General features: G+C 66.9%; 23 protein-coding genes and 1 riboswitch. Of the genes, 10 read left to right on the top strand and 13 right to left on the bottom strand.

Annotated features, from left to right (window positions below):
• Nucleotides 1–24: 24 nt before the first annotated feature.
• The 4 genes from MHZ91_RS26600 to MHZ91_RS26585 all read right to left on the bottom strand — a co-directional run bounded on the left by MHZ91_RS26600 (nucleotide 25) and on the right by MHZ91_RS26585 (nucleotide 4,117).
• Nucleotides 25–1,296 carry a muropeptide transporter gene (locus MHZ91_RS26600; RefSeq protein ID WP_239216422.1) on the bottom strand — a complete coding sequence of 424 codons (1,272 nt, stop codon included), beginning with the start codon at nucleotides 1,294–1,296 and terminating at the stop codon, nucleotides 25–27.
• A gap of 97 nt (nucleotides 1,297–1,393) precedes the next feature.
• Nucleotides 1,394–2,008: a methionine biosynthesis protein MetW gene (metW, locus tag MHZ91_RS26595; protein ID WP_175125146.1), complete on the bottom strand. Its 615-nt coding sequence runs from the start codon at nucleotides 2,006–2,008 to the stop codon at nucleotides 1,394–1,396.
• On the bottom strand, nucleotides 2,005–3,264 hold the full coding sequence (locus MHZ91_RS26590) for a homoserine O-acetyltransferase (protein WP_175139434.1): 1,260 nt from the start codon (nucleotides 3,262–3,264) through the stop codon (nucleotides 2,005–2,007). Before MHZ91_RS26590 ends, metW begins: the two co-directional genes overlap by 4 nt.
• A riboswitch (SAM riboswitch) is annotated at nucleotides 3,254–3,335 on the bottom strand. It overlaps the preceding gene by 11 nt.
• Nucleotides 3,336–3,361: 26 nt before the next feature.
• A complete protein-coding gene (locus MHZ91_RS26585; RefSeq protein WP_175125144.1) occupies nucleotides 3,362–4,117 on the bottom strand; it encodes a GntR family transcriptional regulator in 756 nt (251 codons plus the stop codon).
• Nucleotides 4,118–4,299: 182 nt separating this feature from the next.
• Here MHZ91_RS26585 and MHZ91_RS26580 point away from each other — a divergent pair, with 182 nt between their 5' ends.
• The 5 genes from MHZ91_RS26580 to MHZ91_RS26560 all read left to right on the top strand — a co-directional run bounded on the left by MHZ91_RS26580 (nucleotide 4,300) and on the right by MHZ91_RS26560 (nucleotide 8,973).
• Nucleotides 4,300–4,581: a UxaA family hydrolase gene (locus MHZ91_RS26580; RefSeq protein WP_056327564.1), complete on the top strand. Its 282-nt coding sequence runs from the start codon at nucleotides 4,300–4,302 to the stop codon at nucleotides 4,579–4,581.
• A gap of 28 nt (nucleotides 4,582–4,609) precedes the next feature.
• Nucleotides 4,610–5,785 (top strand): UxaA family hydrolase, encoded by a 1,176-nt coding sequence (locus MHZ91_RS26575; protein ID WP_175125143.1) that lies wholly within the window; start codon nucleotides 4,610–4,612, stop codon nucleotides 5,783–5,785.
• Nucleotides 5,786–5,944: 159 nt separating this feature from the next.
• Nucleotides 5,945–6,958 carry a tripartite tricarboxylate transporter substrate binding protein gene (locus MHZ91_RS26570; protein WP_175186047.1) on the top strand — a complete coding sequence of 338 codons (1,014 nt, stop codon included), beginning with the start codon at nucleotides 5,945–5,947 and terminating at the stop codon, nucleotides 6,956–6,958.
• 37 nt (nucleotides 6,959–6,995) lie between these two features.
• Nucleotides 6,996–7,931, top strand: a complete 936-nt coding sequence (locus MHZ91_RS26565) for a hydroxyacid dehydrogenase (RefSeq protein ID WP_175139437.1) — start codon at nucleotides 6,996–6,998, stop codon at nucleotides 7,929–7,931.
• A gap of 34 nt (nucleotides 7,932–7,965) precedes the next feature.
• A complete protein-coding gene (locus MHZ91_RS26560; RefSeq protein WP_239216414.1) occupies nucleotides 7,966–8,973 on the top strand; it encodes an Ldh family oxidoreductase in 1,008 nt (335 codons plus the stop codon).
• 84 nt (nucleotides 8,974–9,057) lie between these two features.
• Here MHZ91_RS26560 and MHZ91_RS26555 read toward each other — a convergent pair whose 3' ends face one another.
• Nucleotides 9,058–9,954: an AEC family transporter gene (locus tag MHZ91_RS26555; RefSeq protein WP_239216412.1), complete on the bottom strand. Its 897-nt coding sequence runs from the start codon at nucleotides 9,952–9,954 to the stop codon at nucleotides 9,058–9,060.
• A 96-nt stretch (nucleotides 9,955–10,050) separates the two neighbouring features.
• On the opposite strand from MHZ91_RS26555, the gene MHZ91_RS26550 reads away from it, so the two are divergent.
• Nucleotides 10,051–10,383, top strand: coding sequence for a helix-turn-helix domain-containing protein (locus tag MHZ91_RS26550; protein ID WP_239216411.1), 333 nt, complete (start codon nucleotides 10,051–10,053; stop codon nucleotides 10,381–10,383).
• On the opposite strand, the gene MHZ91_RS26545 is transcribed toward MHZ91_RS26550, so the two are convergent.
• Nucleotides 10,373–10,912, bottom strand: a complete 540-nt coding sequence (locus MHZ91_RS26545; RefSeq protein ID WP_175125138.1) for a hypothetical protein — start codon at nucleotides 10,910–10,912, stop codon at nucleotides 10,373–10,375. The genes MHZ91_RS26550 and MHZ91_RS26545 overlap by 11 nt on opposite strands.
• Nucleotides 10,913–10,971: 59 nt before the next feature.
• On the opposite strand from MHZ91_RS26545, the gene MHZ91_RS26540 reads away from it, so the two are divergent.
• The 3 genes from MHZ91_RS26540 to MHZ91_RS26530 all read left to right on the top strand — a co-directional run bounded on the left by MHZ91_RS26540 (nucleotide 10,972) and on the right by MHZ91_RS26530 (nucleotide 14,117).
• Nucleotides 10,972–11,907, top strand: coding sequence for an alpha/beta hydrolase (locus tag MHZ91_RS26540; RefSeq protein ID WP_239216410.1), 936 nt, complete (start codon nucleotides 10,972–10,974; stop codon nucleotides 11,905–11,907).
• Between the two features lie 32 nt (nucleotides 11,908–11,939).
• The gene (gshA, locus tag MHZ91_RS26535; RefSeq protein ID WP_175139442.1) at nucleotides 11,940–13,511 is read left to right on the top strand and encodes a glutamate--cysteine ligase; all 1,572 of its coding nucleotides are present in this window, start codon (nucleotides 11,940–11,942) and stop codon (nucleotides 13,509–13,511) included.
• An 84-nt stretch (nucleotides 13,512–13,595) separates the two neighbouring features.
• On the top strand, nucleotides 13,596–14,117 hold the full coding sequence (locus MHZ91_RS26530) for a lipocalin family protein (RefSeq protein WP_175125135.1): 522 nt from the start codon (nucleotides 13,596–13,598) through the stop codon (nucleotides 14,115–14,117).
• A 9-nt stretch (nucleotides 14,118–14,126) separates the two neighbouring features.
• Here the strand turns inward: MHZ91_RS26530 and MHZ91_RS26525 are convergent, their stop codons facing one another.
• From MHZ91_RS26525 to MHZ91_RS26500, 6 genes are all read right to left on the bottom strand, one after another.
• Nucleotides 14,127–15,074, bottom strand: a complete 948-nt coding sequence (locus tag MHZ91_RS26525; RefSeq protein ID WP_239216409.1) for a succinylglutamate desuccinylase/aspartoacylase family protein — start codon at nucleotides 15,072–15,074, stop codon at nucleotides 14,127–14,129.
• Nucleotides 15,075–15,129: 55 nt separating this feature from the next.
• Nucleotides 15,130–16,122: a tripartite tricarboxylate transporter substrate binding protein gene (locus MHZ91_RS26520; protein ID WP_175125133.1), complete on the bottom strand. Its 993-nt coding sequence runs from the start codon at nucleotides 16,120–16,122 to the stop codon at nucleotides 15,130–15,132.
• A 219-nt stretch (nucleotides 16,123–16,341) separates the two neighbouring features.
• Nucleotides 16,342–17,256 (bottom strand): LysR family transcriptional regulator, encoded by a 915-nt coding sequence (locus MHZ91_RS26515; protein ID WP_239216408.1) that lies wholly within the window; start codon nucleotides 17,254–17,256, stop codon nucleotides 16,342–16,344.
• A gap of 27 nt (nucleotides 17,257–17,283) precedes the next feature.
• Entirely contained in the window at nucleotides 17,284–18,039 is a 756-nt protein-coding gene (locus MHZ91_RS26510) for a GntR family transcriptional regulator (RefSeq protein ID WP_239216407.1), read from the bottom strand.
• A gap of 11 nt (nucleotides 18,040–18,050) precedes the next feature.
• Entirely contained in the window at nucleotides 18,051–18,962 is a 912-nt protein-coding gene (locus MHZ91_RS26505) for a fumarylacetoacetate hydrolase family protein (RefSeq protein ID WP_175125130.1), read from the bottom strand.
• 67 nt (nucleotides 18,963–19,029) lie between these two features.
• Nucleotides 19,030–20,154 carry a cupin domain-containing protein gene (locus MHZ91_RS26500; RefSeq protein ID WP_105237147.1) on the bottom strand — a complete coding sequence of 375 codons (1,125 nt, stop codon included), beginning with the start codon at nucleotides 20,152–20,154 and terminating at the stop codon, nucleotides 19,030–19,032.
• A gap of 217 nt (nucleotides 20,155–20,371) precedes the next feature.
• On the opposite strand from MHZ91_RS26500, the gene MHZ91_RS26495 reads away from it, so the two are divergent.
• Nucleotides 20,372–20,617 (top strand): hypothetical protein, encoded by a 246-nt coding sequence (locus MHZ91_RS26495; protein WP_056327580.1) that lies wholly within the window; start codon nucleotides 20,372–20,374, stop codon nucleotides 20,615–20,617.
• Between the two features lie 124 nt (nucleotides 20,618–20,741).
• Here the strand turns inward: MHZ91_RS26495 and MHZ91_RS26490 are convergent.
• The coding region (locus tag MHZ91_RS26490; RefSeq protein ID WP_239216406.1) for an autotransporter outer membrane beta-barrel domain-containing protein at nucleotides 20,742–23,312 on the bottom strand (2,571 nt) is incomplete at its 5' end.

Here is a 23,312-nt window from a genome sequence, read left to right as displayed (position 1 = left end):
CCGCCTTTTTTTGCGATCGGTCGGCTACGACTCGCCCTGCTTTTCCATGGTCTCGATCGTGCCGCGCAGCTTGCGCAGCAGCACGAGTCCCGGCAGGGCAATGGCCACCGTCAACAGGAAGAACCCGGGCCATCCCAGGTATTCGACCAGCGGCGGCGTCAACGGGCCGGCCAGATAGGTGCGGCCCACGGCCGACAGCGCCGACAGCAGCGCAAATTGCGTGGCGGAGAACCGCTGGTGGCACAGCGCCATCAGCAGACCCACGAAAGACGCCGTGCCCAGGCCGCCGCACAGGTTCTCGATGCCCACGCCGGTTGCCATCAGCCACAGGTTTTTCGGGCTGACCGCAATCAGCCAGTACGCCAGGTTCGACACTGCCTGCAAGAGGCCGAACGCCATCAGCGACCGGTACAGCCCCCAGCGCGCCATCAGCGACCCGCCCGCCAGCGCGCCGATGATGGTGGCCGCCAGCCCCAGCACCTTGTTCACGGTGCCGACCTCTGTTGGCGTGAACCCCGCGCCGCGGATCAGAAACGTGGTGGACAGGGCCCCGGCGAACGCGTCGCCCAGTTTGTACAGCACGATCAGCAGCAGCACTTCCATCGCGCCACGGCGCACGAAGAACTCGCGGAGCGGCTCATTCACCGCCTCGCGCAGGGTGCGCGGCGGGCGCGCGATGTGCTCGGGCTCGGGCGCCCACAGCGTGGCCAGTGCGCATAGCAGCATCAGCCCGCCCATCACCATATAGGTGTTGCCCCACCCTATCCACTGATCCGCCATGATCAGCGCAAGACCGCCGGACGCGATCATGGCAAGCCGGTATCCCATGACCCGGATGGCCGCGCCCGCGCCGCGCTCGTCCTTGCGCAGCACGTCCGTGCAATAGGCGTCGAAGGCGATGTCCTGCGTGGCGGACAGAAAGGCAACCAGCACGGCCAGCACGGCCAGCGCCATCAGCGTGGACGCCGGCGAAAGCGTGCCCATCGCCATGATGGCCACCGCCAGCAGCAGCTGCGTCACGAGCATCCAGCCACGGCGCCGGCCCAGCACGGGCGGCGCAAACCGGTCGACGAACGGCGCCCAGAGGAATTTGATGGTGTAGGCCGTGCCTACCAGGGTAAGGAAACCGATTTCCTGCAGCGGCACGCCTTCGACGGTGGCCCAGGCCTGCAAGGTGCCGCTGGTCAGGGCCAGCGGCAGCCCGCTGGCAAAGCCCAGCACCAGCAAGGGGGCAACGCGCGGGCTGGTGTAGACGTTGGATACAGCGGTGATGACGGTCTCCTGAAACTTGGCCAGCGGCGTCACGGGCGCCGGCCGCGGGCTTGCGGCATTTTAGGGCCTGTTGCCCCGCGCCGTCAGGAGGATGCGTGTCGGAATGTCAGGGGGATGATTGTCAGGGCGAAGCAAAGCGGTACACGGCCAGCGTGCTGCGCCAGCTGGGGAACGCCTTTACTTCCTTGCCTTCGTTGAACGTGGCGCGTTCCAGGATGCGCAGGCCCACTTCCCCCGCAAGCTGTTCGAAGTCGCGCAACGTGCACAGATGGATGTTCGGCGTGTTGTACCACTGGTACGGCATCTGCCCCGTCACGGGCATGCGGCCGCGCAAAATGGCCCAGCCGTGCGGCCAGTAGCCGAAGTTGGGAAACGACACCACGCCGTAGCGCGCCACGCGGGCCATTTCGCGCAGGATGTGCTCCGTGCGGTGCATGGACTGCAGCGTCTGCGACAGCACGACGGTGTCGAACTGCTTGTCGTCAAAGAGCGCCAGGCCGTCTTCCAGGTTCTGCTGGATGACCTCGACGCCGCGGCGCACGCAGGCGATCACGCAGGTGTCGTCGAGTTCGACGCCGGCTCCCTTGACCTGGCGATGGTCGCGCAGGTGCGCCAGCAGCGCGCCGTCGCCGCAACCCAAGTCCAGGACGCGGCTGCCCGGCTCGATCCAGCCGGCAATGCGCGCCAGGTCAGGCCGCAGCGCGCTGTGAGCATAGCGGGGAGTCACGGAAGTCATTCGGAGCATCCTTCAATCGGGGCGGCGGCTTGCAGGCCCAGCTCGCGCGCGATGCGTTCGTAGTAGCCGCGCACCACCGCGTGATAGCGCGCGTCTTCCAGCAGGAAGGCGTCGTGGCCGTGCGGCGCGTCGATCTCGGCGTACGTGACGGGGCTGGCGTTTTTCAGCAGCGCCCGCACGATCTCGCGCGACCGCTCCGGCGGGAATCGCCAGTCGGTCGAAAACGACACCAGCAGGAAGTTCGACTTGGCAGGCGCCAGGGCGCGCGCCAGATCGCCGCCCGTGGTGCGGGCCGGATCAAAGTAGTCCAGCGCGCGCGTGATCAGCAGGTAGGTGTTGGCGTCGAAATAGCGCGTGAACTTCTCGCCCTGGTAACGCAGGTACGACTCGACCTCGAACTCGACGTCGTAGCCGTAGCGGTACGCACCGTTCTCGGCGGGTGCGCGTTGGGCGCGGCCGAATTTTTCGGCCATGTCGTCGTCGGACAGGTACGTGATGTGGCCGATCATGCGCGCGACCGACAGGCCGCGGCGCGGCACGGTGTCCTGCGCGTAGTAGTCGCCGCCGTGGAAATCCGGGTCGGTGATGATGGCGCGGCGGGCCACTTCGTTAAAGCCGATGTTCTGCGCGGACAGGCGCGGCGTGCTGGCGATGACGATGCAGTTGGCCACGCGTTCGGGCAAGGTGATCGACCAGCTGAGCGCTTGCATGCCGCCCAGCGATCCGCCCATCACCGCCGCAAAGCGCTCGATGCCGAAGTGGTCCGCCACCCGCGCCTGCGCCCGCACCCAGTCTTCCACCGTCAGCACCGGGAACGCGGCGCCCCAGGGCTTGCCGGTCTCGGGGTTGATGCTGGCCGGCCCGGTCGAGCCGAAGCACGAGCCCAGGTTGTTCACGCCGATCACGAAGAAGAGATTGGTGTCCACCGGCTTGCCGGGGCCCACCATGTTGTCCCACCAGCCCAAGTCGTTGGGGTTGTCCGCGGCTTGCCCAGCCACGTGGTGCGAGGCATTGAGCGCGTGGCAGATCAGCACGGCGTTCGTGCGCTGCGCATTGAGCGTGCCGTAGGTTTCGACGGCCAGTTCGTAGGACGCGAGCGATTGGCCGCTCAGCAGGGGCAGCGGTTCGTCGAAACGAATGAACGTGGGAGAGACAAGGCCGACCGAACCGGGATCAACGGTATCGGAAGTCGTGACGGTTGCGGGGACGAACCCGCTGGCCGAATCACCGGCCAAATGTTGGGCAGGAGTGGTCATACGGACCTCTTTAGCTGGATTTATTGGAAGGCGCCCGCAAGCGGATCAGGCAAATCGGCGCCGAAAATTGGGTAGTGCGGCAGGAATTCTAGCACTGCTACGTGCCGGCTTCCCAGGGCTCCTGTCCCAGATACTCGTAGCGTTCGGTGTTCACGCGGGACACGCGCCATTCCACCGGCTGGCGGTTGTAGGAGAACGCGATGCGGCGGATCTCCAGCAGCGCACTGCCCTCGGCCACGCCCAGGCAGCGCGCCTGCGTGCGTTCGGCCAGGCAGGTCCGCAGCCGCTCATCGGTGGCGATGACGTTGACGCCGAACAGGTCCTGGTACAGCGCGTACAGCGTGCTGGTGCGCTCGCGCAGATGCGCTTCAGTCAGCCCCGGAAAGCGGGATTCGGGCAGGCACACCTCGTCGGCCATGACCACGTCGCCGTTGAGCGACAGCACATTCAGGAACTCGAACACATGGGCGCCCGCGGGCAGTTCCAGCTTTTCGCGTGCGACCGCCGAGGCCTTCACGCGCCGGAAGCGCAACAGCTCGGTGGTCGGATAGGACTTGCTGCCGTCCTGCCCGACGATGCGGAAAAACTTGAAGAAGTGATGGTTGCGCGTGTGCACCGCGACGTAGGTGCCGCGCCCCTGATGGCGCACCAGGATGTTCTCGGCGGCCAGTTCGTCGATGGCCTTGCGCAAGGTGCCGATCGATACGCCGAACCGTTCAGCCAGATGCTTTTCCGGAGGAATCGCGTCGCCCTGCTTCCACTCGCCTTGCGCCAGCGCGGCAAGCACGGCCTGCTTGACCTGTTCGTACAAGGGACTGCCCAGGGGCACAGTCGGTGACAGGCTGGTGTTCATGGGTGCATCGCAAAAATCAGGGACCTCCAGTGTAGCGGCGCGTCCGTCATTCGCTCAAGTCATGTAAGTCATCTATATGATTTAGTTGACTTTGAAAAAAGCCGGGCCTAAGATTTCCTGGCCGTTGTGATCCGCGCCGCGTGCAGCACCCGGGCGGCGCCCCTGACTCAGAGAGGAAGACAATGATTCACGCCGTATTGCACGATGCGAAGGACACGGTGGCGGTCGCCGTGGTGGAAGGCCTGACCGCCGGAACGGAACTGAACGCCTGGATCATGGATGAGGACAAGATCATCCATGTGCGCGCGTCGCAGGACATTCCCATCGGACACAAGGTGGCGATGAAGGACATGGCCGTGGGCGACACCGTCTTCAAGTACGGCGTCGACATCGGCCGCGTGGTGGCGCCCATCAAGGCAGGCCAGCACGCCCACGTGCACAACATCAAGACCAAGCGCTGGTAAGCGCCCGTCCATCGCACAGGAACCCACCATGTCCATCATCACTGCCCAGACCACCTTCCAAGGCTATCGCCGCGACAATGGCCGCGTCGGCGTGCGCAACCACGTCATCGTCCTGCCCGTGGACGATATCTCCAACGCCGCGGCCGAAGCCGTCGCCAACAATATCAAGGGCACCCTGGCCCTGCCTCATCCTTATGGCCGCCTGCAATTCGGCGAGGATCTTGAACTGCACTTTCGCACGCTGATCGGCACCGGCTGTAACCCCAACGTCGCCGCCGTGGTCGTGATCGGCATCGAGGAAGGCTGGACCAAACGCGTCGTCGACGGCATCGCCGCCACCGGCAAGCCCGTCATGGGCTTTTCCATCGAACTGCACGGCGACCACGACACGATCATGCGCGCATCGCGCTGCGCCAAGGAATACGTGCATTACGCCACCGCACTCACGCGCAGCGAATGCCCCATCGCCGACCTGTGGGTCTCCACGAAGTGCGGCGAATCCGACACCACGTCCGGTTGCGGCGCCAATCCCACGGTGGGCAACGCGTTCGACAAGCTGTATGCGCTGGGCTCCACCCTGGTGTTCGGCGAAACGTCGGAGCTGACCGGCGGCGAACACATCGTCGCCGAACGCTGCGCCAACGACGCCGTGCGCGAGCGCTTCATGTTCATGTTCGACCGCTACCAGGCCATGATCGACCGCTGGAAGACCAGCGACCTGTCCGAATCCCAGCCCACCAAGGGCAACATCGCCGGCGGCCTGACCACCATCGAGGAAAAGGCGATGGGCAACATCCAGAAGATCGGCAAGCAATGCCGGGTGGATGGCGTCATCGACAAGGCCGAAATCCCCGACGGCCCCGGGCTGTGGTTCATGGACTCGTCCTCGGCCGCGGCGGAAATGGTCACGCTGTGCGCCGCCTCGGGCTACGCCGTGCACTTTTTCCCCACCGGCCAAGGCAACGTCATCGGCAACCCGATCCTGCCGGTCATCAAGATCTGCGCCAATCCGCGCACGGTGCGCACGATGTCCGAGCACATCGACGTGGACACCAGCGCCCTCTTGCAGCGCGAGATCGACCTGAACCAGGCCGGCGACAAGCTGCTGGAATGCATGCTGGCCACCGCCAACGGCCGGTGGACCGCGGCCGAGGCCCTGGGCCACCGCGAGTTCGTGCTCACGCGGATTTTCGAAAGCGCCTGATAGCGCCTTTCCGGCGCCGGCGCGACCAGGAGAACGCGCCGGCCGCCTTAGCGGCATCCTCGCAACATCAACGACAAGAACCTGCAGACCCGGGCGCAGTCCGCGGCAGCAAAGGCGTACGCATTCCTACCCGGGCGTTATCCCCAAGGAGGAAGACAGATGAGTAGCGAACCGCATTACCCCCTGCACGATGCGCAGCGCCGTCGCCTGCTGGGCGCCCTGGGCGCCGCCGGCCTCTGTGCGCTGGCCCCGTGGGAACGCGCGCTGGCGCAAAAAGGCGCGTGGCCCGAGCGTCCCATCAACTACGTGGTGCCATTTCCGCCGGGCGGCCTGACCGACGTGGCCGCGCGCCAGGTGGGCAAGGCGTTGGCGGACGCCGAACGCTGGAACGTCGTGGTTGAAAACAAACCCGGGGGCAGCGCCAACATCGGCGCGGCGCATGTGTCGAACGCGGCGCCCGACGGCTACACCTGGCTGGCCATCACGCTGTCGCACGCGGCCAACGCCACGCTGTTCGCGGGCAAGGCCGGATATGACCTGACGCGCGACCTGACCCCGCTCGCCGGGCTGGCGTCGTCGCCGATCATGGTGGTCGTCAACGCCAAGAGCAACATCAAGACCATGGACGACCTGGCGCGCGCGGCCAAGGCCAAGCCGCTGTCGGCCGGTTCCAGCGGCAACGGCACCCCGCCGCACCTGACGCTGGCGCTGTATCAGAAGCTGACGGGTGTGCCGCTGATGCACGTGCCGTACAAGGGCGGCGCGCCGTCGCTCACGGACCTGATCGGCGGGCATCTGGACGTGGTGTTCTCCAACTACCCGGAATCGCTGGCGCACGTGAAGAACGGCTCGCTTCGCGCGCTGGCCATCACCACACGCGAGCGCAGCAAGGACCTGCCCGACCTGCCCACCACGGCCGAAGCCGGCCTGCCGGACCTGATCGTCGAGAACTTCACGGGCGTGCTCGCGCCGGCCGGCACGCCACCTGAACTGGTCCAGCGCATCGGCGACGCCATCGTCAAGCAGGTCTCGCAACCCGCCATGCAGCAGTCATTGTTGCAACTGGGCTTCGTGCCGCAGCCGCGCGGCCCCAAAGAGTTCGGCGCGTACCTGAAGTCCGAGGTCGACCGCTGGGCCAAGATCATCCGCGACGCCAACATCCAGGTCGCCTGACGCGGCCAACCTGCCACCACGAAAAGGAGCCCGGCAGATGCGAGTTTTGATATCGGAGTTCATGGACGCGCCTGCCGTCCAGGCCCTGCAGCAGCGGTTCGACGTGCAGTACGCTCCCGAACTGGTCGAGCAGCGCGGCGCGCTGCTCGCCGCCGTCGCGGATGCCGACGCCCTCATCGTGCGCAACCGCACTCAGGTGAACGCGGAGCTGCTGGCCGCCGCGCCGCGCCTGGTTGCGGTGGGCCGGCTGGGCGTCGGGCTCGACAACATCGACCTGGCGGGATGCGAGACGCGCGGCATCAAGGTCATTCCCGCCACGGGCGCCAACGCCCGCGCCGTGGCCGAATACGTCGTCGGCACGATGCTGTCGCTATTGCGCGGCGCCTATGGGTCCACCGCGGATGTGGCGGCCGGCGTGTGGCCCCGCAATGCGCTGTCGCAGGGGCTGGAAGCGCACGGCCGCACGTTGGGCGTGGTGGGATTCGGCGGCATCGGCCGCCTGGCCGCCCAGCTTGCGCGCGGGCTGGGCATGCGCATCGTGGGCAGCGATGCCGCCCTGCCGCCCGACCATCCCGCGTGGCAGGAAGCAGGTGCAGAATCGCTGTCACTGGACGATCTGCTTGCCCGGGCGGACGTCGTGACGCTGCACCTGCCGCTCACGCCCCAGACCCGGCATCTGCTGGACGCCGCGCGCATCGAACGCATGCGCGCCGGCGCCATCCTCATCAACACCTCGCGCGGCGGCATCGTGGACGAAGCCGCGCTGGCGGCGGCGTTGCGGGCCGGACGCCTGCGCGGCGCGGCGCTGGATGTCTTCGAGCAGGAACCGCTGCCCGCGGGCAGTGCGCTGGCCGACGCGCCGAACCTGATCCTGACACCGCACATCGCGGGGCTCACGCAGGAGGCCAACACGCGCGTTTCCGACATGGTGGCCGCCGGTGTGACAATGGCGCTTGACGCCCGCGCACGCTGACGAGGCGCGGCGCGCCTTACACGACAGGAAGGATATGGCTCACATCTATCTGGACGAACTTCAACACCTGGCCGCGGCCGGTCTTGCCGCCGCCGGCGCCAACCCGGTCATGGCCGACAGCACCGCCCGCGCACTGGTCTTCGCGGAAAGCCAGGGGCTCAGCTCTCATGGCCTGTCGCGCGTGCCGTTCTACGCCGGTCATCTGCGCACCGGTCGCGCCATCGGCTCGGCCGTGCCGCGCCTTGTGAACGAACGCGGCGGCGCAGCGCTGATCGATGCCGGTTCGGGCCTGGCGTTTCCCGCCTGCGCGATGGCGGTCGAACAGGCCACGGCCCGCGCCCGCGAGCATGGCGTTGCGTTCGTGGGCGTTGCCAACAGCCATCACTTTGGCGAAGCGGCCTACCACCTGGAAGCCCTGGCGGACGCCGGCATGGTGGGGCTGGCGCTGAGCAACTCGCCTGCCGCCATGCCCGCCTGGGGCGGCAAGCGTCCGCTGTTCGGCACCAACCCCATCGCGGCGATCTTCCCGCGCCGCGGCGGCGCGCGCCTGGTCATCGACCTGTCGCTGTCGCAGGTGGCGCGCGGCAAGCTCATGATCGCCGCGCGCGACAACCAGCCCATTCCGCTGGGCTGGGCGCTGGACGCCGAGGGCCAGCCCACCACCGATCCCAAGGCGGGACTGGCCGGCAGCATGCTGCCCGCGGGCGGCGTCAAGGGCGCCATGCTGGCGCTCATTGTCGAACTCATGGCATGCGCGCTGACCGGCGCGCGCTTCGGCTACGAGAACGAGTCGTTCTTTGTGGATGAAGGCGGCCCGGCGCGGCTGGGGCAGGCCTTCATGGCGATCGATCCCAACGCGCTAACGGGTAACGATGTCTACCTGGAACGCGTGGAAACGCTGGTAGACGCCATGCTCGAAGACGAGGGCGTGCGCCTGCCGGGCGACCGCCGCCGTAAGCTGCGCGACGAGGCGGTCAAGCACGGCCTGGATCTGCCGGATGCGTTGATGACGCAGTTGCGCACGCTGGCGGGTGCAGGCTGAACCACGCGGCCTGACCGCGCGATTTGACTGCAGGGTTTGACTGCCGCGTTTGACTGCGGGACTTGACCCCGCCGCCCGGCGCCCCTACTGCCCGTGGGAGAACCACAGCATCAGCGGCGCCAGCAGCAGAAACACGACGGTGGACACCAGCACGGCGCCCGCCGCGGTGTCTCCCAGCGGCGTATAGCGCCGCGCGTACATGTAGCTGACCACCGCGCACGGCATGGCCATCTGCAGCGTCAGCGCACCGGCCAGCACCGGCTCCAGGTCCATCGCCCACGCCACGGCCAGCCCGGTCAACAGACCCGCCACCAGGCGGATCGCACCGACCTTGGCGCCGTCGCGCATGCCGTTCGACGGAATCAGCGCCAGCGCATGGCCCAGGCTCAGCAGCATCAGCGGCACCGTCACCGCGCCCAGCATGCGCGCCGTCTCGATGATCCACGCGGGCACCGGCACGTCCAGCAGACGCAGCGCCACCGCCACCACGGACGCCAGCAGGATCGGGCTCTTCCAGCTTCCCTTGGTGTTGACGCCCGGCAGCATGCGCACCGCGATGGTGTGCATCACGAAGGAACTCACCGCAAAAAAAGCCACCGCCACCGACAGGCCCGCGTCGCCGAACGCCAGTTGCGAAATCGGCAGGCCCAGGTTGCCGGCATTGGGCTGGAACGCCGTGGGTAGAAGGCTCAGCACAGGCAGCTTCCAGGCCTTGAGCAGCGCCGCGCAAATCAGCGCGCACAGCAGCAGGGCGATAAGGGTTGCTGCAGCCACGTCGGCCAGCGCGCGGTTGTCCAGGTGGGTGGTGACGAAGGTGTGGAACACCAGCGCGGGCGTGGTGACGGAGGTAACCAGCGTGGTGATGAAGTTGCCGCCGAAGGGAAGATCGCGCTTGCCCCAGTAGAGCCCGATTCCCACGCAGGAAAGCAGGGGCAGCATCAGCACAATGGCTGATAGGTAGAACTGCGCGATGGCCAACATGGACTATTCCGTCAGAGATAAAAAGATTGATGCGTCACGGCATCATTGCTTGCCCCGGCCGGGGCGGTCGCCGCAGCATGGGGACATTGTTCACAAATGGACCATCCCGTCCTCGCCGCCATGTCCGCCACACCGATGCGCATTCCTGCCCACTCATCGCGTTGCGCCGTCCGCAGCGCCATTCCACCCGCCGGCCTGCATCTGGCAGACCGGCAGGCAGCTTGCCTGCCGTTATCGGACAGACAGGCCGCGTGCCTGCGGTGGTCCGCCGCGGGCAAAACCAGCTGGGAAACCGCCCGCATATTGGGCGTCAGCGAAAGCACCGTGAATTTCCACCTGCGCAACGCCTGCAGCCGCCTTGGCGTACGGGGCCGGCGCGCGGCCGTGGTGGCGGCGCTGCGGCTGGGCCTGCTCGAGTTCAAGGCTTGATAACGACGGACCGCAGGAATTCGCGCGCGCGCTCGGCGGGCAGGCTTTCCTCGGTGCCGGCGGCCACGGCCTCGATCAGCATCGTGTCCGTCACCCACACCTTGGCCTGCAGCCATCCGGGCTTGCCCACCGCCTTGCCGCGCACCTCGATTTCCTGGCCATAAGGCGGCCATTCGTTGGGCGGCGGTGCCTGCATGTTGGTGTAGAGCGACCGCATCAGCGCCACGCCCAGCGCCTGCCGGGCCGCGGGGCTGGCCGCGATCTCCGGCGGCAGGGGCGCCGATCCCACGGCAAACACCGCTTCGCCGACGGTTGCGCTGGCCATGGTGAACTTCAACGCGTGCGTGTCCAGCTTCAACTCGCGGGTTTCGGTCGATACCCGGGCGGGGAACGCGGCGCGGACGTGGCCGTCCGCCACATCCATCTCGCGCCAGTTGTAACTGGGCGAGCAAGCCGCCAACGCCAACGTCAGCGTCAAAAAAACGCCCGCTTTCTTGAACATGAAACGAAACAGCGATGAAATCGTCATTACCCGAGGACTCCAGGGTCCCGTCATTTCGAGGAATCCAGAAATTGTCGCCGATTTCCATGGCACCCGCGCCCGATGGCACGTTGCTCGCCAATTATTGCTGGCCCGCCGCGCCAAACGTCCCTCCTCCGATAGCGGGCGACGGGGTATCCGGAGGCCGGCTATCCGATGACGGGCAGCCGGCAGCCCGGCCCAGCATCTATCTGCTGCACGGCCTGAGCGAGCACGCCGGACGCTATGACCGGCTGGCGCGCTGGCTGACCGCCCGGGGCTGGACGGTGGGCGCGCACGACCACCGCGGTCACGGCCGCTCCGGCGGACACCCGGCCACCCTGCGTGACCAGGAAGACCTGGTCACCGATGCCGTGGACCGGCTGCAGGACTGGACACAGGCCTGCGGTCGTCCGCCCATTCTGCTGGGTCACAGCCTGGGCGCCCTGGTCGCCGTGCGCATCGCCCAGCGCCGGCTGGCCGACCTGGACGGGCTGGTGCTCAGCTCCCCGCCCTTTGCCGTCAATGTTCCGCAATGGGTGCGCCGCACCCTGACATGGATGTCTCTGCATGCCCCCGACCTGCGCGTCCCGCACGGCCTGGCGCCCGCCCGCATTTCCCACGACCGGGCCGTCGTAAAGGCCTACCGCGCCGATCCCCTGGTGCGGCGCCGCATGACCGGGCGGCTGGCGCGCTTTGTGGACGAAGCCGGCCAGCAGGCGCTGCGCGAAGCCAGCCTGCTGCCCTGCCGCACGCTGCTGATGGTGGCCGGCGACGACTCCATCGTGGCGGCCGAAGGCAGCCGCCAGTTCGCCCAGCGGGCGCCTGCTGAATTGCTCACGCTGCGCTGGTACGACACCGCGTGGCACGAGATCTTCAACGAAACCGCCCCCATTGCCGATCCCGTCTATGCTGACCTGGACGAATGGCTGGCGCGCACCGCCCAGGCATTGTCCCTGTCCCCAGTACTGGTTCCCTCAGCACAGGAGGCCAGCACCCCGTAAAATCCCGCGACAGCCCCCAACGAGAACAATCCGTGACCGATACTGCCGCCAACCGCCTCGCCCGCCTAGAGGCCAACCGCTCGATGCTGACCCAGACCCTGCGGGGCATCGAGAAAGAAGGCCTGCGCGTGGACGAACAGGGCATCCTGGCCCGCACGCCGCACCCCGCCGGGCTGGGCTCGGCGCTGACCAACGAACACGTCACCACCGATTATTCCGAGTCGCTGCTCGAGCTCATCACGGGCACGCACGACAACGTGGACGCGCTGTTGGCCGAGCTTGCCGACACGCACCGCCACGTCTACACCGTGCTGGACCATGAACTGATCTGGAATCAGTCCATGCCGGCCACGCTGCCGCCCGAACCTGAAATCCCCATCGCCTGGTACGGCACGTCCAACACGGGCATGCTCAAGCACGTCTACCGCCGCGGTCTGGCCGAACGCTACGGCAAGACGATGCAATGCATCGCCGGCGTGCACTACAACTTTTCCCTGCCCGAAGCCCTGTGGTCCGTGCTCGACACGCAGCCCGGCTCCGACCAGGACCGCCGCTCGCGCGGGTACATCGGCCTGATCCGCAACTTCACGCGGTATTCGTGGCTGCTGATGTACCTGTTCGGCTCGGCGCCCGCGCTGGCCAGCGGCTTCCTGCAAGGCCAGGACCACGCGCTGGACAAGCTGGGCGACCACACCCTTTACCTGCCCTACGCCACCAGCCTGCGCATGAGCGACCTGGGCTACCAGAACAAGGCGCAGTCGCAGCTCAAGCTCTGCTACAACGACCTGGACACGTTCCTCGGCCGCCTGTACGGCGCCGTGACGCAGCCCTGGCCCGACTATCAAAAGATCGGCACCCACCGCGACGGCGAATGGATCCAGCTCAACACCAACGTGCTGCAGATCGAAAACGAGTACTACTCCAGCATCCGCCCCAAGCGCGCCACGGGCCGCTGCGAACGCCCCATCACGGCGCTCGCTGAACGCGGCGTGCAGTACGTTGAAGTGCGCTGCCTGGACATCGATCCGTATTCGCCGGTCGGCATCGACGCCACCACCGCCCGTTTCGTCGACGCCTTCCTGCTGTTCTGCACGGCCTCGGACAGCCCGTTCTTCCCCGCCAACGGTTACTGTCAGCGCAGTGCCGACAACTTCTCGGTCGTGGTCAAGGAAGGCCGCAAACCGGGCCTCACGCTGGACCGCGACGGCCAGACCATCGGCCTGGCGCAATGGGGCCACGAGCTGCTGGATCAGATCGCGCCGTACGCGGCGCTGTACGACAGCGCCATGGGCGGCACCGCCTACGCGGATGCGCTGGCGGCGCAACGCGCCAAGCTTGACCAGCCCGACACCACGCCCTCGGCGCGCCTCTTGGCCGAACTGAAGGACAGCGGCCTGTCGTTCCACGATTACTCGCTGGCGCTGAGCCGCAAGCATGCGGATGCGCTGCGCGCGCAGCCGCTGCCGGCCGACGTGGCCACGGCGTATCAGCAAGCCGCCGAAGCGTCCGCCGCCGAACAGCTCCGCCTGGAACAGTCGGACACTGAAGACTTCGATACCTACGTGAGCCGCTATCACGCCGCGCTCAAGGCGCCGCGCAAATAAGGCGTATCGTTAGGGATCGGTCCGCGCCGCGCCCCTGCGGGGTGCGCGCGCGGGCCTTACCAGTCACATCAGGAGGTTTTATCCATGCGCCGCACCGCAAAATTTCTGCTGGCCCTGGCGGTCAGCGTGGCGGGCATTGCCCACGCCGCGCCGCCGCCCATGCAGACCGTGGAATCCGTCGACCTGAAACGCTACGTGGGGATGTGGTACGAAATCGCCAACTTCCCCATGTTCTTCCAGCGCAATTGCGTGGGAGACACCACGGCCGAATACACCGCGCATCCGGACGGCACCATCGGCGTGAACAACCGCTGCCGCACCAAGGACGGGGATATCGATTCGGCCTCGGGCACCGCCACGGTGGTCGAAGGCAGCAACAACGCCAAGCTCGAAGTCACGTTCTTCAAGCCATTCAAGGGCGATTACTGGGTGATCGGCCTGGATCCCGAATACCGCTGGTCCGTCGTCGGCACGCCCGACCGCAAGTACCTGTGGATCCTGTCGCGCTCACCCAAGCTGCCCAAGGAAGAACTGGACAAGGCGCTGGCCGCCGCCACGGCGCAGGGCTATCAGCTCGACGAGCTGCGCTACACGCCGCAGAAGTAAGCGCCCCCCTCAGCCCGCGGCGTAGTCGCGGGCCAGCCTGACCACCGTCACGCCGGGCTTCAACTGCCGCAGCGACGGCATGATCAGCGTGCAGTTGTCGTAGGGCGTCACCACCGGCTGCTCGTCGGCCCAGCCGATGAGCGATCCGGCCTTTTCAAACGTTTCCAGCCCCGACCAGGGGCCGGCAAACCGCACATTCATCGACGGCGCCACCACGGCATCCGTCACTTCCAGCACGCGTTGCGCCGCCGGATCCGGCAGCAGCCAGCCTTCGGGCAGGTCCGGCGCGTCAATCACGCGCGATTCCACCAGCATCCGCGCCACCATGTCGCGCGCCACATCACGCGACGACAGGTCGCCATGAAAGCCGCATTCGATCAGCAGGGCGCAGGCGTCGTCGCGCGCCGGGTCGCCAAAGTGTTCAAAGTCGCGCATGCGCACGCCGTCCTTGTGGCCGGCGTCCACGATGACGTGCTGCGGCGCCTTCAGGCGGCGCGCCAGCGCGATATTTCGCGGCAGCACGCCCGTCAGCAGCAGCGGCGCCCCCGGCTCGTGCATCGAATGCAGGTCCAGCAGCCAGTCGGCACGCCGCACCCACGGGCGCAGCGCCGCGCCGCGCTGGCGGTCCGGCGACGTGGGATTGTCCAGGCGCTCGGCGCTCCAGACGCGGTTCATGTCTTCCTGCACGAAACGCGACGCATCGTGGTTTGCGTGATCGAAGCGGTCGAACGCGTCCAGGTTGCAGAAGGCCAGCGTCAGGCTGCCGCGGCGCGGGCGCAGACCCGAGGCCAGCAGGTCCTTCAGCGCCCAGGCGCCGCACAACTCGTTGCCATGCACCAGCGCGCTCACCATGAGCGCCCGTCCCGGCACGCCCGAATCGAAGTGCCACACGCCCGGCGTGTCGGTATTGCCCGCGCGCTCGGCGGCGATGTCGGGAACGGGGAGCTTGAATTCCATGGTGATATCCGCTTGATGCCTGGTCTTTCGATGGTGTGATGCGTCGCGCGCAGCCTTATTGCGCTTCGATCTTGGCGGCCTTGACCAGCGCGCCGTACTTCTTGGTTTCTTCAGCCTGGAACGCCACCGGGTCCACGCCCGGCTTGGCCACTTCGCCGCCGGCGTCCTGCATCTTGGCGCGGAACTGGTCCGACTTCAGCGTTTCATCCAACACGGTGCGCAGCTTGGTCACCACCGGCTCGGGCAGGCCGGCCGGGCCGTACAACGCGAACCACAGGTTGATGTCCACGGACTCAAAGCCCTTGGTGGCGGCCAGCGGCGCGATCTCGGGCGCGGCGGGCGAACGCTTGTTCTCGGTCAGGCCCAGCGCGACGATGTTGCCGCTGCGCACCTGCGGCAGCCCGGAGGACAGCACCAGCATGCCGTAGTCCAGCTGACCGCTCATCAGGTCGGTCACCAAAGGCGACACGCCGCGGTAAGGGACGTGCTCGGCGCGGGTGCCGGTGGCCTGGTTGATCATCTCGCCGGCCAGGTGCAGCGTCGTGCCCACGCCCGACGAGCCGTAGTTGAACGTGCCGGGCGCGGCGCCCTTCAGCTTTTCCAGATAGTCGGCGGCGGTCTTCACGCCCGAGTTCTTGCTGGCGGCCAGCAGCATCGGCTGCGAGGCCACGATGCCCAGCGCCGTGAAATCCTTGGCGCTGTCGTATTTGACGGCGGTGTTGATCATGCGGGCGATCACCATTTCGTTGGTGGAGCCCAAAAAGATGGTGTAGCCGTCCGGCGCGGCGCGCGCCACGCGTTGCGCGCCGATCGTGCCGCCGGCGCCACCCACGTTCTCGACCACAACGGTCTGGCCCAGGCGCTTGCCCAGTTCTTCGCCCAAGAGGCGCGCGGTCAGATCCAGGCTGCCGCCTGCGGGGTAACCGACGATCAGCGAAATGCTGCGGGACGGATAATCGGCCGCGCTCGCGGCAGGGGCCGCGGCAAGCGCCGAGGCGGCACACAACGAGACTAGCGCCGCACGCAGCGGCTTCAAGATGGACTTCATGACTTTCTCCCTGGGGTGCTGTGGGTGGACGGCGGAGCCGTCTCATTTGATTTCGGGAGCTATTTTCGAGCGCGGCCCAGGGCCAGTCCGTGCCAAAGCGGCACATCGTTGTGCTGATCGGGATTCTGGCGGCGAGATATGGTCGCTGAAACTCCAGGTGCTAAGCAGCAGGCGTTGAACTTCAGGCGCTGGAATCCGGACCCGAGGCCAGACCTGAATTCACGCCTTGCGATTCGCCGTCGCTTCCCAGGCGGCTTCGGCCAAGCCGGTCAGCCGCGCGCGCGGACGGTACAGGCGGACTTCGAATGCGATCTCGTCGCTGCGCCCGCCCAGCTCAGCCAGCGCGCCGCGCCGGCAGTCGGCCGCCACCATGGACCACGGCAGCCAAGCCACCCCCACACCCTTGGCGACCGCGCCATGCGCCGCGTCCAGCGAATCGCTGCGCACAAACGGCGTCAGCGCATACGGCGTGGCCTCAAGCCGATCCCCCACGATGCGCTCCATTGCCAGCCCGCCGGTGTAGGTGATGAGCGGCACGGGCGCCCCGCCCTCCTGCAGCAGAAAACGCGGCCGGCCCCGGGTATCCATCTGGCTGACCGGCACCAGCTTGTCCGTCGCCAGCGTCATATACCGGTAGCGCGAAGGGCTGAGCGGCACGGACAGCGCCGGATGCTCGTAGCAGCACAACAGGTCGACCTTGCCCTGTTCCAGCCGCACCACCAGGTCCTGCGCCTTGCCGGTGGACAGCTCCACCTGCGTGCCGTCCGTCAGCACGCGCGGCGTGCGGTGCCGCAGCCGCGCAATCCAGTCCGCCACCAGCGTGCGCGCCAGGCTGCGGCCCGTGGCGATGCGCAGCACGGCCTCGCCGCCCGCGCCCGAACTGCGGATGCGATGGCGCACCAGCCCCATCTGCTCGACGACCTGCGTCGCCGTCTTGAGCAGCGTCTCGCCTTCGGGCGTCAGCGTCACCGGCAGGCGCTGGCGTTCCACCAGCGGAGTGCCGGCCCACGTCTCCAGCGCACGGATGCGCCGCCCGAAAGCGGGATGCGTGACGTGCCGCAGCTCGGCCGCACGCACGAAGCTGCCGGTCTGCGCCAGCGCAATCAGGTCTTCGAGGAGTTTCAGGTCTGCCATGGACGACAAGCTTACGGCATCTCGCTGCTAGGCCGCCGCTTGTCCCTCGGGCAGGGACAGGATGCGCGCGATGACCTGCGCCGTCTCGCGGTAGTGCGCCGCCAGCAGCGCCACCGCGCGATCGGCATCGCGCGACACCGCCGCATCCAGCAGCGCGCGGTGCTCGTCGTCAACATCGCGTTCAGAGCCGTACGCCATGGCTTGCGCGCGCGCCGGCCGGCGGTAGCGTTCGGTCTGCGCGTACAACTGCGCGGACAGGTCCAGCAGCCAGGGCGAGCGGCAGGCGCCGATCAGCGCCTGATGAAAATCCTGGTGACGCGCTTCCAGTGCGTCCTCGCGGTCCGGGTCCAGTCCCGGCGCGGCGTCCGCCCGCCGCGCGGCCAGCGCCAATGCGTGAAACGCCCCGACCAGCCGCGCCTCCCAGGCGTCGTCGGCGTTGGCCAGCGACCGGCGCAGCGCGTCGCAATCGATCAGGATGCGGGTCTCGCAGGCATCGCGCATTTCGTCCACGGACAGCGGCGCGATGCGAAACCCGCGCGACGTCGTGGTGAGCACCATGCGTTCGCTGCGCAACCGGTTCAGCGCCTCGCGGATCGGGGAGAAGCTGCCGCCATAGCGCTGGCGCAGCAATTCCAGCCGCAGCGACTGGCCCGGCGCAAACGCGCCGCGCATGATGTCGCGGCGCAGTTGCCGGTAGATCTGTTCGGACAGCGTGATGTCTTCGATCTCGGCGCCGCCGTTTGCTGCCGCATCCTCACGCGGGGCCTTGATTCTGGGTTTCAAGCGCGGCGCTCCTAGACGGCCACCACCGGGTGGCGCAGCGTGCCGATGCCTTCCACGCACGCGACGACCACGTCGCCCGGCCACAGGAACTCCTGCGGCTTGCGGCCGGCGCCCACGCCCTCCGGCGTGCCGGTGGCAATGATGTCGCCCGGCTCCAGCGTGATGCCCGCGCTGATGTCGGAGATCAGGAACGGCACCTTGAACAGCATGTGCCGCGTGTTCGAGCCCTGCTTCTTTTCGCCGTTGACCGTCAGCCACAGGTCCAGCACCTGCGGATCGGGAATTTCGTCGGCGGTCACGATGCACGGGCCGAACGGCGCATACGTGTCCTGCCCCTTGGAATAGATCCATTGCCCCGCACGGCGGCAATCGCGCGCGCTCATGTCCAGCATCACGCTGTAGCCGAACACGTACGACAGCGCATCGGCCTCGGCCACGCGCGACGCGCGGCGTCCGATGATCACCGCCAGCTCGACTTCCCAGTCCAGCTGCTGCGTGATCTTCGCGTTGTGCTCGATGGCGTCGCCCGGCCCGATCACCGTCGTGGGCGGCTTGGAGAAGATGACGGGCTGCTTGGGCAGGTCGGCCGACGTGTCCAGCGTGCGGCTGGACTCGGCCACATGTTCCACGTAGTTCAAGCCGATGCCGAAGATGTTCTTGCGCGGACGCGGGATGGGCGCCAGCAGCTTCACGTTCTCCTGCGGCACCGCGCTGCCCACCGGCCAGTTGCCACGGAACGTGTCCAAGAGACGCGTCGCCTGCGCGACTGCCACCGGCCCCAGATCGATGAACTCCAACATGTCGTCGGGCAGGTCGACCCCGCCTTCCTGACCCAGCAGGAACAGGTCGATCACGTAGCCGTCGACAAGCGCGCCCAGGCGGGCGGCGGCGGTGGGATGAGCGCGAAAGGTCACCAGGCGCATCGGGAACTCCAGAAGGTCAAAGGTTGATGGAACCGGCCGCCACGGCGCGGCGGTTTGCGTTCAGAAACTAGATCAGCTGCTGATGGCCGCCGTTGTCCTGCACCGCTTCCTCGCGATACAGGGCCAGCGAGCGCATGACGGGCAGGTCGTTGAAACAGAAGAGGCATGCGTCGTCGTTGGACGACAGGTTGGCGTGTTCGTGGATGGCCCAGGACGGCACGCAGAAGATGTCGCGCTCGGTCCAGTCGTAACGCTTGCCGTCGATGACGGAAAAGCCGCTGCCCTTGGCCACCTGGTAAATGAAGCTGCCGGTATGCCGGTGCGCCTTTGTGTGCTCGCCGGGACGCAGCAGCTGCATGCTGGCGCCAATTGTCGGCATGACGGGGCCGCCCGTCGCCGGATTGACGTATTCGAGCAGGATGCCGTCGTAGGGACTGCCCGCGGTGGTGCGCGCGTAGCGGCGCAACGCCTCGTACGTAGGCTCCCATTCGTACTTGAAGAGCGGGGAATACGGCTTGGTCCATCCGGAAACCTGCGGCCGCAGCGCCACGCCGCCCCACGCGCCGCTGGTGTCGTCCACCGGGTGCGTGACGGTCTGGTTCAGGTCTGGATGCACGGCATAAAAGCCCGCTTCCAGCGCATTGACCAGCGGGATGTCCAAGCCGTCCTGCCAGATGCAGGTGGTGCCGTCCTCGGCCACGCCGTGCTCGTGCCAGGTGCCGTTCGGCGTCAGCACGAAATCATTCGCCCCCAGCGTCATCTTGTGGCCGTCCACCACCGTGAACGCGCCCTGTCCTTCCATGATGAAGCGCAGCGCCGAATGCGTGTGCGCGTGCGCGGACGCCAGCTCACCCGGCCGCATCACCTGCAGCCCGGAATACAGCCAGCCCACCGCGGCCGCCACGTCGCGCCGGCCGGGATTGTTCAGGTAGATGACGCGGCGGCCCGCCTCTTCGGGGGACACCAGTTCGGCGGACCGCAGCACGTGACCGCGCAGGTCCTGGTAGCGCCAGACCACGGGCACGGACGCCGACCGCGGCGCCCACGGCTCGATCTTGTTCGCCACCGTCCACAGCGCGCCGGTCTCCAGCCGCGCCAGCTCCTGGTAATAGGCCACCCGCTCCGGCGAGTCGGCCACATTGGCGCGGCCCGCGGTGTCTTCGCGGTAGGCGTCGTAGCGGTTCGCTTCCATTCCGTGCCCCTGGTTTTATAAAACGCTGAGGATTTTCGAAAATACTAAGCGCGGGGCCAGAGGGCGGGCAATGGCGAAACGCTAGGGGTTTTCCTTGAACGGCGAAGTCGCTTCGCAAAAATATCTTGGCGACCGTGGCAAAAATACTGTACAAAAACACAGTGCGACGTGATACATTGCGCTCGCCCGAAAAACTGTCGTCCAGGGGAGAATTCCTGTGTCAGAAGCTGCTCATCTCGTTCAGTACATCGTCGTTCCCTACCGCGCCGCCGCCAATGGCGTCGCCCCCGGGGAAATCCGCCCGGCCAGCAGCGAATTCGGAGCCATCCGCATCGCGAATTCCATGGCCTCCAAATTTGCCGGCGTCGCGGCCTATGAAGTGATGATCGACAAGGAAACCGGCGACATGGAATCGCCGCGCATCCTGATGCAGATCGGCACCGTGCCTTCACTGGACGACTAGCCAACGGAAATCGCCCGCCCCGCATGCTCGCGGGGCGGGCGATTCAATGGCTTGGCGTGCAATGCCAGCACGCAGCCAGTACCTCCGTGGGATCCGTCATTCGCAGACGCCTGATCTGCGAACGCTAGAACAGATACTTGATCCCCACCGAGCCACCCACCGCGCGCAAGCCCGAAGCGCCGCCCAATCCCTGCTCGGCGTTCAACTGCACATTGACGAACGTGTTCTTGCCGGCCCGACGGTCGTAGCCCGCCGATAGCCCCACGCGCGATCCGTCCAGCTTGTTGTCAAAGGCAATGTCGCCTTGCGTCAGCGTCTGGTAGGAACTGGACGATTCCCCCAGCGTGTGCCGGTAGCTCAGCATCAGCCATCCGTGGTTCTGCGCGCCGTCCGGCTCGCCCCACGCTTTGGACAGCTTCAGACTCACGCGCGAATGCAGCGCCTGCGATGCCGGCAACGCCACTTGGCCAACGTCATCATCGCCGTCGCGCAGCTTGACGTGCTGGACCATCACCTGCGCCTGAGGTTCGAGTCGAAGTCCACTGGACGCATCGCCAATGTCGAACGCCTTGCCGGCTTCGGCCGACAACGCCACGCCCCAACCCGACGTCTGCATCGACATGCCATCCGCGCCGTTCGATTGGGTTTTCACGCCATAGCGGCTGATCTGCGTGACGAAGTCGGCATACCCGCCCTTGCCGTCCATCATCGTGTAGTACGCGCCCAGACCGTACATCGTCTGATCGCTGCGGCCGGCATTGATGGTCGAACGCGTGGATGCCTGGAAATGATCCACGTCGGCTCGGGATACCATCGCGGTGCCGAACACGCCCAGGCTGTTGCGGCGGATGCCCTGGCTGGTTACGAAGAGGTCCGTGCCCACCTGCAGGCCGCCCAGCGTCGTGCGGCTTCCCACCTGAGACTGCAGGATGCCGCGCGAAGCGCCATCGCGGTTTTCCCATCCGCCCAGCGTTCTGGCCCACGCATACGGGTAAACCTTCCGAGCCAGCGTTTCGGTGGCGCCCATGCGTTCGTTGAAAGTGCCGACCGCCAGTTCGGACTGCCTCAAGGCTTGGCCGCCCAGCTGCGAGTACAGCGAGACCTCGGGGCGGGTCTCGCTGATCAAATACCAGTTGTTGGCAAGTTCCGGTGAGCCATCCAGCGCGCCATGCGTCAGCACGTAGTGGAACGCGCCGCTCCGCGAAGCTTGTCCAGGCGTTTGCTGGAATGCGTTGTCCGTGCTGGCGCCGGCCTTGACCAGCAGATAGCCGTTTCCGCTGAAGGCATCGCCGAAGCCGCCGTCGGTGTTGATCGTCAGATTGGTCAGCCCCGTGGCGCCCGCGTTCAAGGTGAGGTAATCCGCTGCGCCGTTGGCGGGGGGGCCCAAGTGCAGTTGCACTTCGCCGCCACTGCCCACCAGATTGTTGGCGGTGAACGTTCGGCCGATCTCATCGTGGGCCCAGTCCGCGGGCGGTGCAAATGCGACGCTGCCTTCAAGCCGAAGTTCACCGACGGTGCTGAGGTTGTTTGCTTGCGCGGGGTTGGAGGCATCGGTCAGCACGTTCCATTTGCTGGTCGCGTCGATGGCGAGACTGGGTCCATCCACCCAGCCGTCGAGCGTGGCGCCGCCTGCCAGACGCAAATCGGCGCCAACCGCACCCACGACCCGGGCGACCGCATGATCGGCCTGGCCCAGCGACGCCCCCCGGATCTCAAGCGCGCCGTCGAATAGCCGCGTGATGCCGGTGTACGTCAGCGGGCCCGTCAGCGTCGTCATGCCTTCCAACTGATGCAGCTCGCCGCTACCCGATATGGCATTGGAGAACGCGCCCCGGTACTGAGACATCGCCAGGACGGCATTGTTTTCGATCGCACCTGCGCCCAGAGATCCACCGTATTGCGTTCCGCCGGCGCCAAGCTGAAGCACCCCCTCTTCGATGACGACCGCGCCGGAAAAGGCGTCATTGTCACGACCGATGGACAAGGTTCCCGCGCCGGTCTTGATAAGCGCGCCCGATCCGGTGATGTTTCCGAACAGGTGTACGTCCGCCGCCTGCCCTTGCGTCGCCAGCTCTGGATTTCCTGTCCGGATCACGCCGTCTCGGGCGAAATGCATGTCACGGTCCATCACCGTCGCGGCCTCCACCTGCAGCCCGCCGCCGTTGAAGGTAAGCGTGCCTGACCGATCACCCAGATTGTTGTCGTGGTCTATCGCGAGCCACCCGCCCGACAGCGTCCACGGCGTTCCGACCTGGCCGGTCCCGCCTATCAGCTTCCATGTTCCGGCCGACGCTTTCTCGAAGGCATTGAAGCCCAGATATTGGGCCGGTCCGGTCGCACCGGTTCCGATCAGGCTGACATCAAAGACGTTGTTGTCGTAGTCCAGGCGGGCGTCCCAGCCACCATCAAGAACGAGCGTAGTCGTGCCGCCCGATTCCGTGGCATCGACCAGGCCGATGATCTGGCTGTCCGGGTTGTCCCAGCCGCCCTGCGCCTTGAGCACCAGCGTGGAATCGCGGGCGGTCGCGGCATATTTGATGGCGGTGTCCTGGTTCTCCGGGCCCTGCGATATCGTGCCCGTATTGATGATTACGGAGTTGGCGCCCGTGACGTAGACGCCGTGACCGCTCGTGCCCCCGGCGCCGCCCGCGGGGCCGCCCTCGACGTAGCTGCCAGGCCCGCCGTTGCCGCCCGA

Origin of the sequence: Achromobacter sp. ACRQX (genome assembly GCF_022346505.1) — a bacterium.
Classification (GTDB): domain Bacteria; phylum Pseudomonadota; class Gammaproteobacteria; order Burkholderiales; family Burkholderiaceae_B; genus Achromobacter; species Achromobacter animicus.
This window is presented reverse-complemented; position numbering and strand designations above follow the sequence as displayed.

Bases quoted from the DNA above. Each gene is read 5' to 3' on its own strand.
- MHZ91_RS26590 (WP_175139434.1), bottom strand. From the start codon at position 3,264: ATGACCACTCCTGCCCAACATTTGGCCGGTGATTCGGCCAGCGGGTTC.
- MHZ91_RS26500 (WP_105237147.1), bottom strand. From the start codon at position 20,154: ATGGAAGCGAACCGCTACGACGCCTACCGCGAAGACACCGCGGGCCGC.
- MHZ91_RS26575 (WP_175125143.1), top strand. From the start codon at position 4,610: ATGTCCATCATCACTGCCCAGACCACCTTCCAAGGCTATCGCCGCGAC.
- MHZ91_RS26550 (WP_239216411.1), top strand. From the start codon at position 10,051: ATGGACCATCCCGTCCTCGCCGCCATGTCCGCCACACCGATGCGCATT.
- MHZ91_RS26515 (WP_239216408.1), bottom strand. From the start codon at position 17,256: ATGGCAGACCTGAAACTCCTCGAAGACCTGATTGCGCTGGCGCAGACC.
- MHZ91_RS26555 (WP_239216412.1), bottom strand. From the start codon at position 9,954: ATGTTGGCCATCGCGCAGTTCTACCTATCAGCCATTGTGCTGATGCTG.
- MHZ91_RS26525 (WP_239216409.1), bottom strand. From the start codon at position 15,074: ATGGAATTCAAGCTCCCCGTTCCCGACATCGCCGCCGAGCGCGCGGGC.
- MHZ91_RS26585 (WP_175125144.1), bottom strand. From the start codon at position 4,117: ATGAACACCAGCCTGTCACCGACTGTGCCCCTGGGCAGTCCCTTGTAC.
- metW (WP_175125146.1), bottom strand. From the start codon at position 2,008: ATGACTTCCGTGACTCCCCGCTATGCTCACAGCGCGCTGCGGCCTGAC.
- MHZ91_RS26565 (WP_175139437.1), top strand. From the start codon at position 6,996: ATGCGAGTTTTGATATCGGAGTTCATGGACGCGCCTGCCGTCCAGGCC.
- MHZ91_RS26560 (WP_239216414.1), top strand. From the start codon at position 7,966: ATGGCTCACATCTATCTGGACGAACTTCAACACCTGGCCGCGGCCGGT.
- MHZ91_RS26520 (WP_175125133.1), bottom strand. From the start codon at position 16,122: ATGAAGTCCATCTTGAAGCCGCTGCGTGCGGCGCTAGTCTCGTTGTGT.
- MHZ91_RS26545 (WP_175125138.1), bottom strand. From the start codon at position 10,912: ATGACGATTTCATCGCTGTTTCGTTTCATGTTCAAGAAAGCGGGCGTT.
- MHZ91_RS26570 (WP_175186047.1), top strand. From the start codon at position 5,945: ATGAGTAGCGAACCGCATTACCCCCTGCACGATGCGCAGCGCCGTCGC.
- MHZ91_RS26505 (WP_175125130.1), bottom strand. From the start codon at position 18,962: ATGCGCCTGGTGACCTTTCGCGCTCATCCCACCGCCGCCGCCCGCCTG.
- MHZ91_RS26540 (WP_239216410.1), top strand. From the start codon at position 10,972: ATGGCACCCGCGCCCGATGGCACGTTGCTCGCCAATTATTGCTGGCCC.
- MHZ91_RS26530 (WP_175125135.1), top strand. From the start codon at position 13,596: ATGCGCCGCACCGCAAAATTTCTGCTGGCCCTGGCGGTCAGCGTGGCG.
- MHZ91_RS26580 (WP_056327564.1), top strand. From the start codon at position 4,300: ATGATTCACGCCGTATTGCACGATGCGAAGGACACGGTGGCGGTCGCC.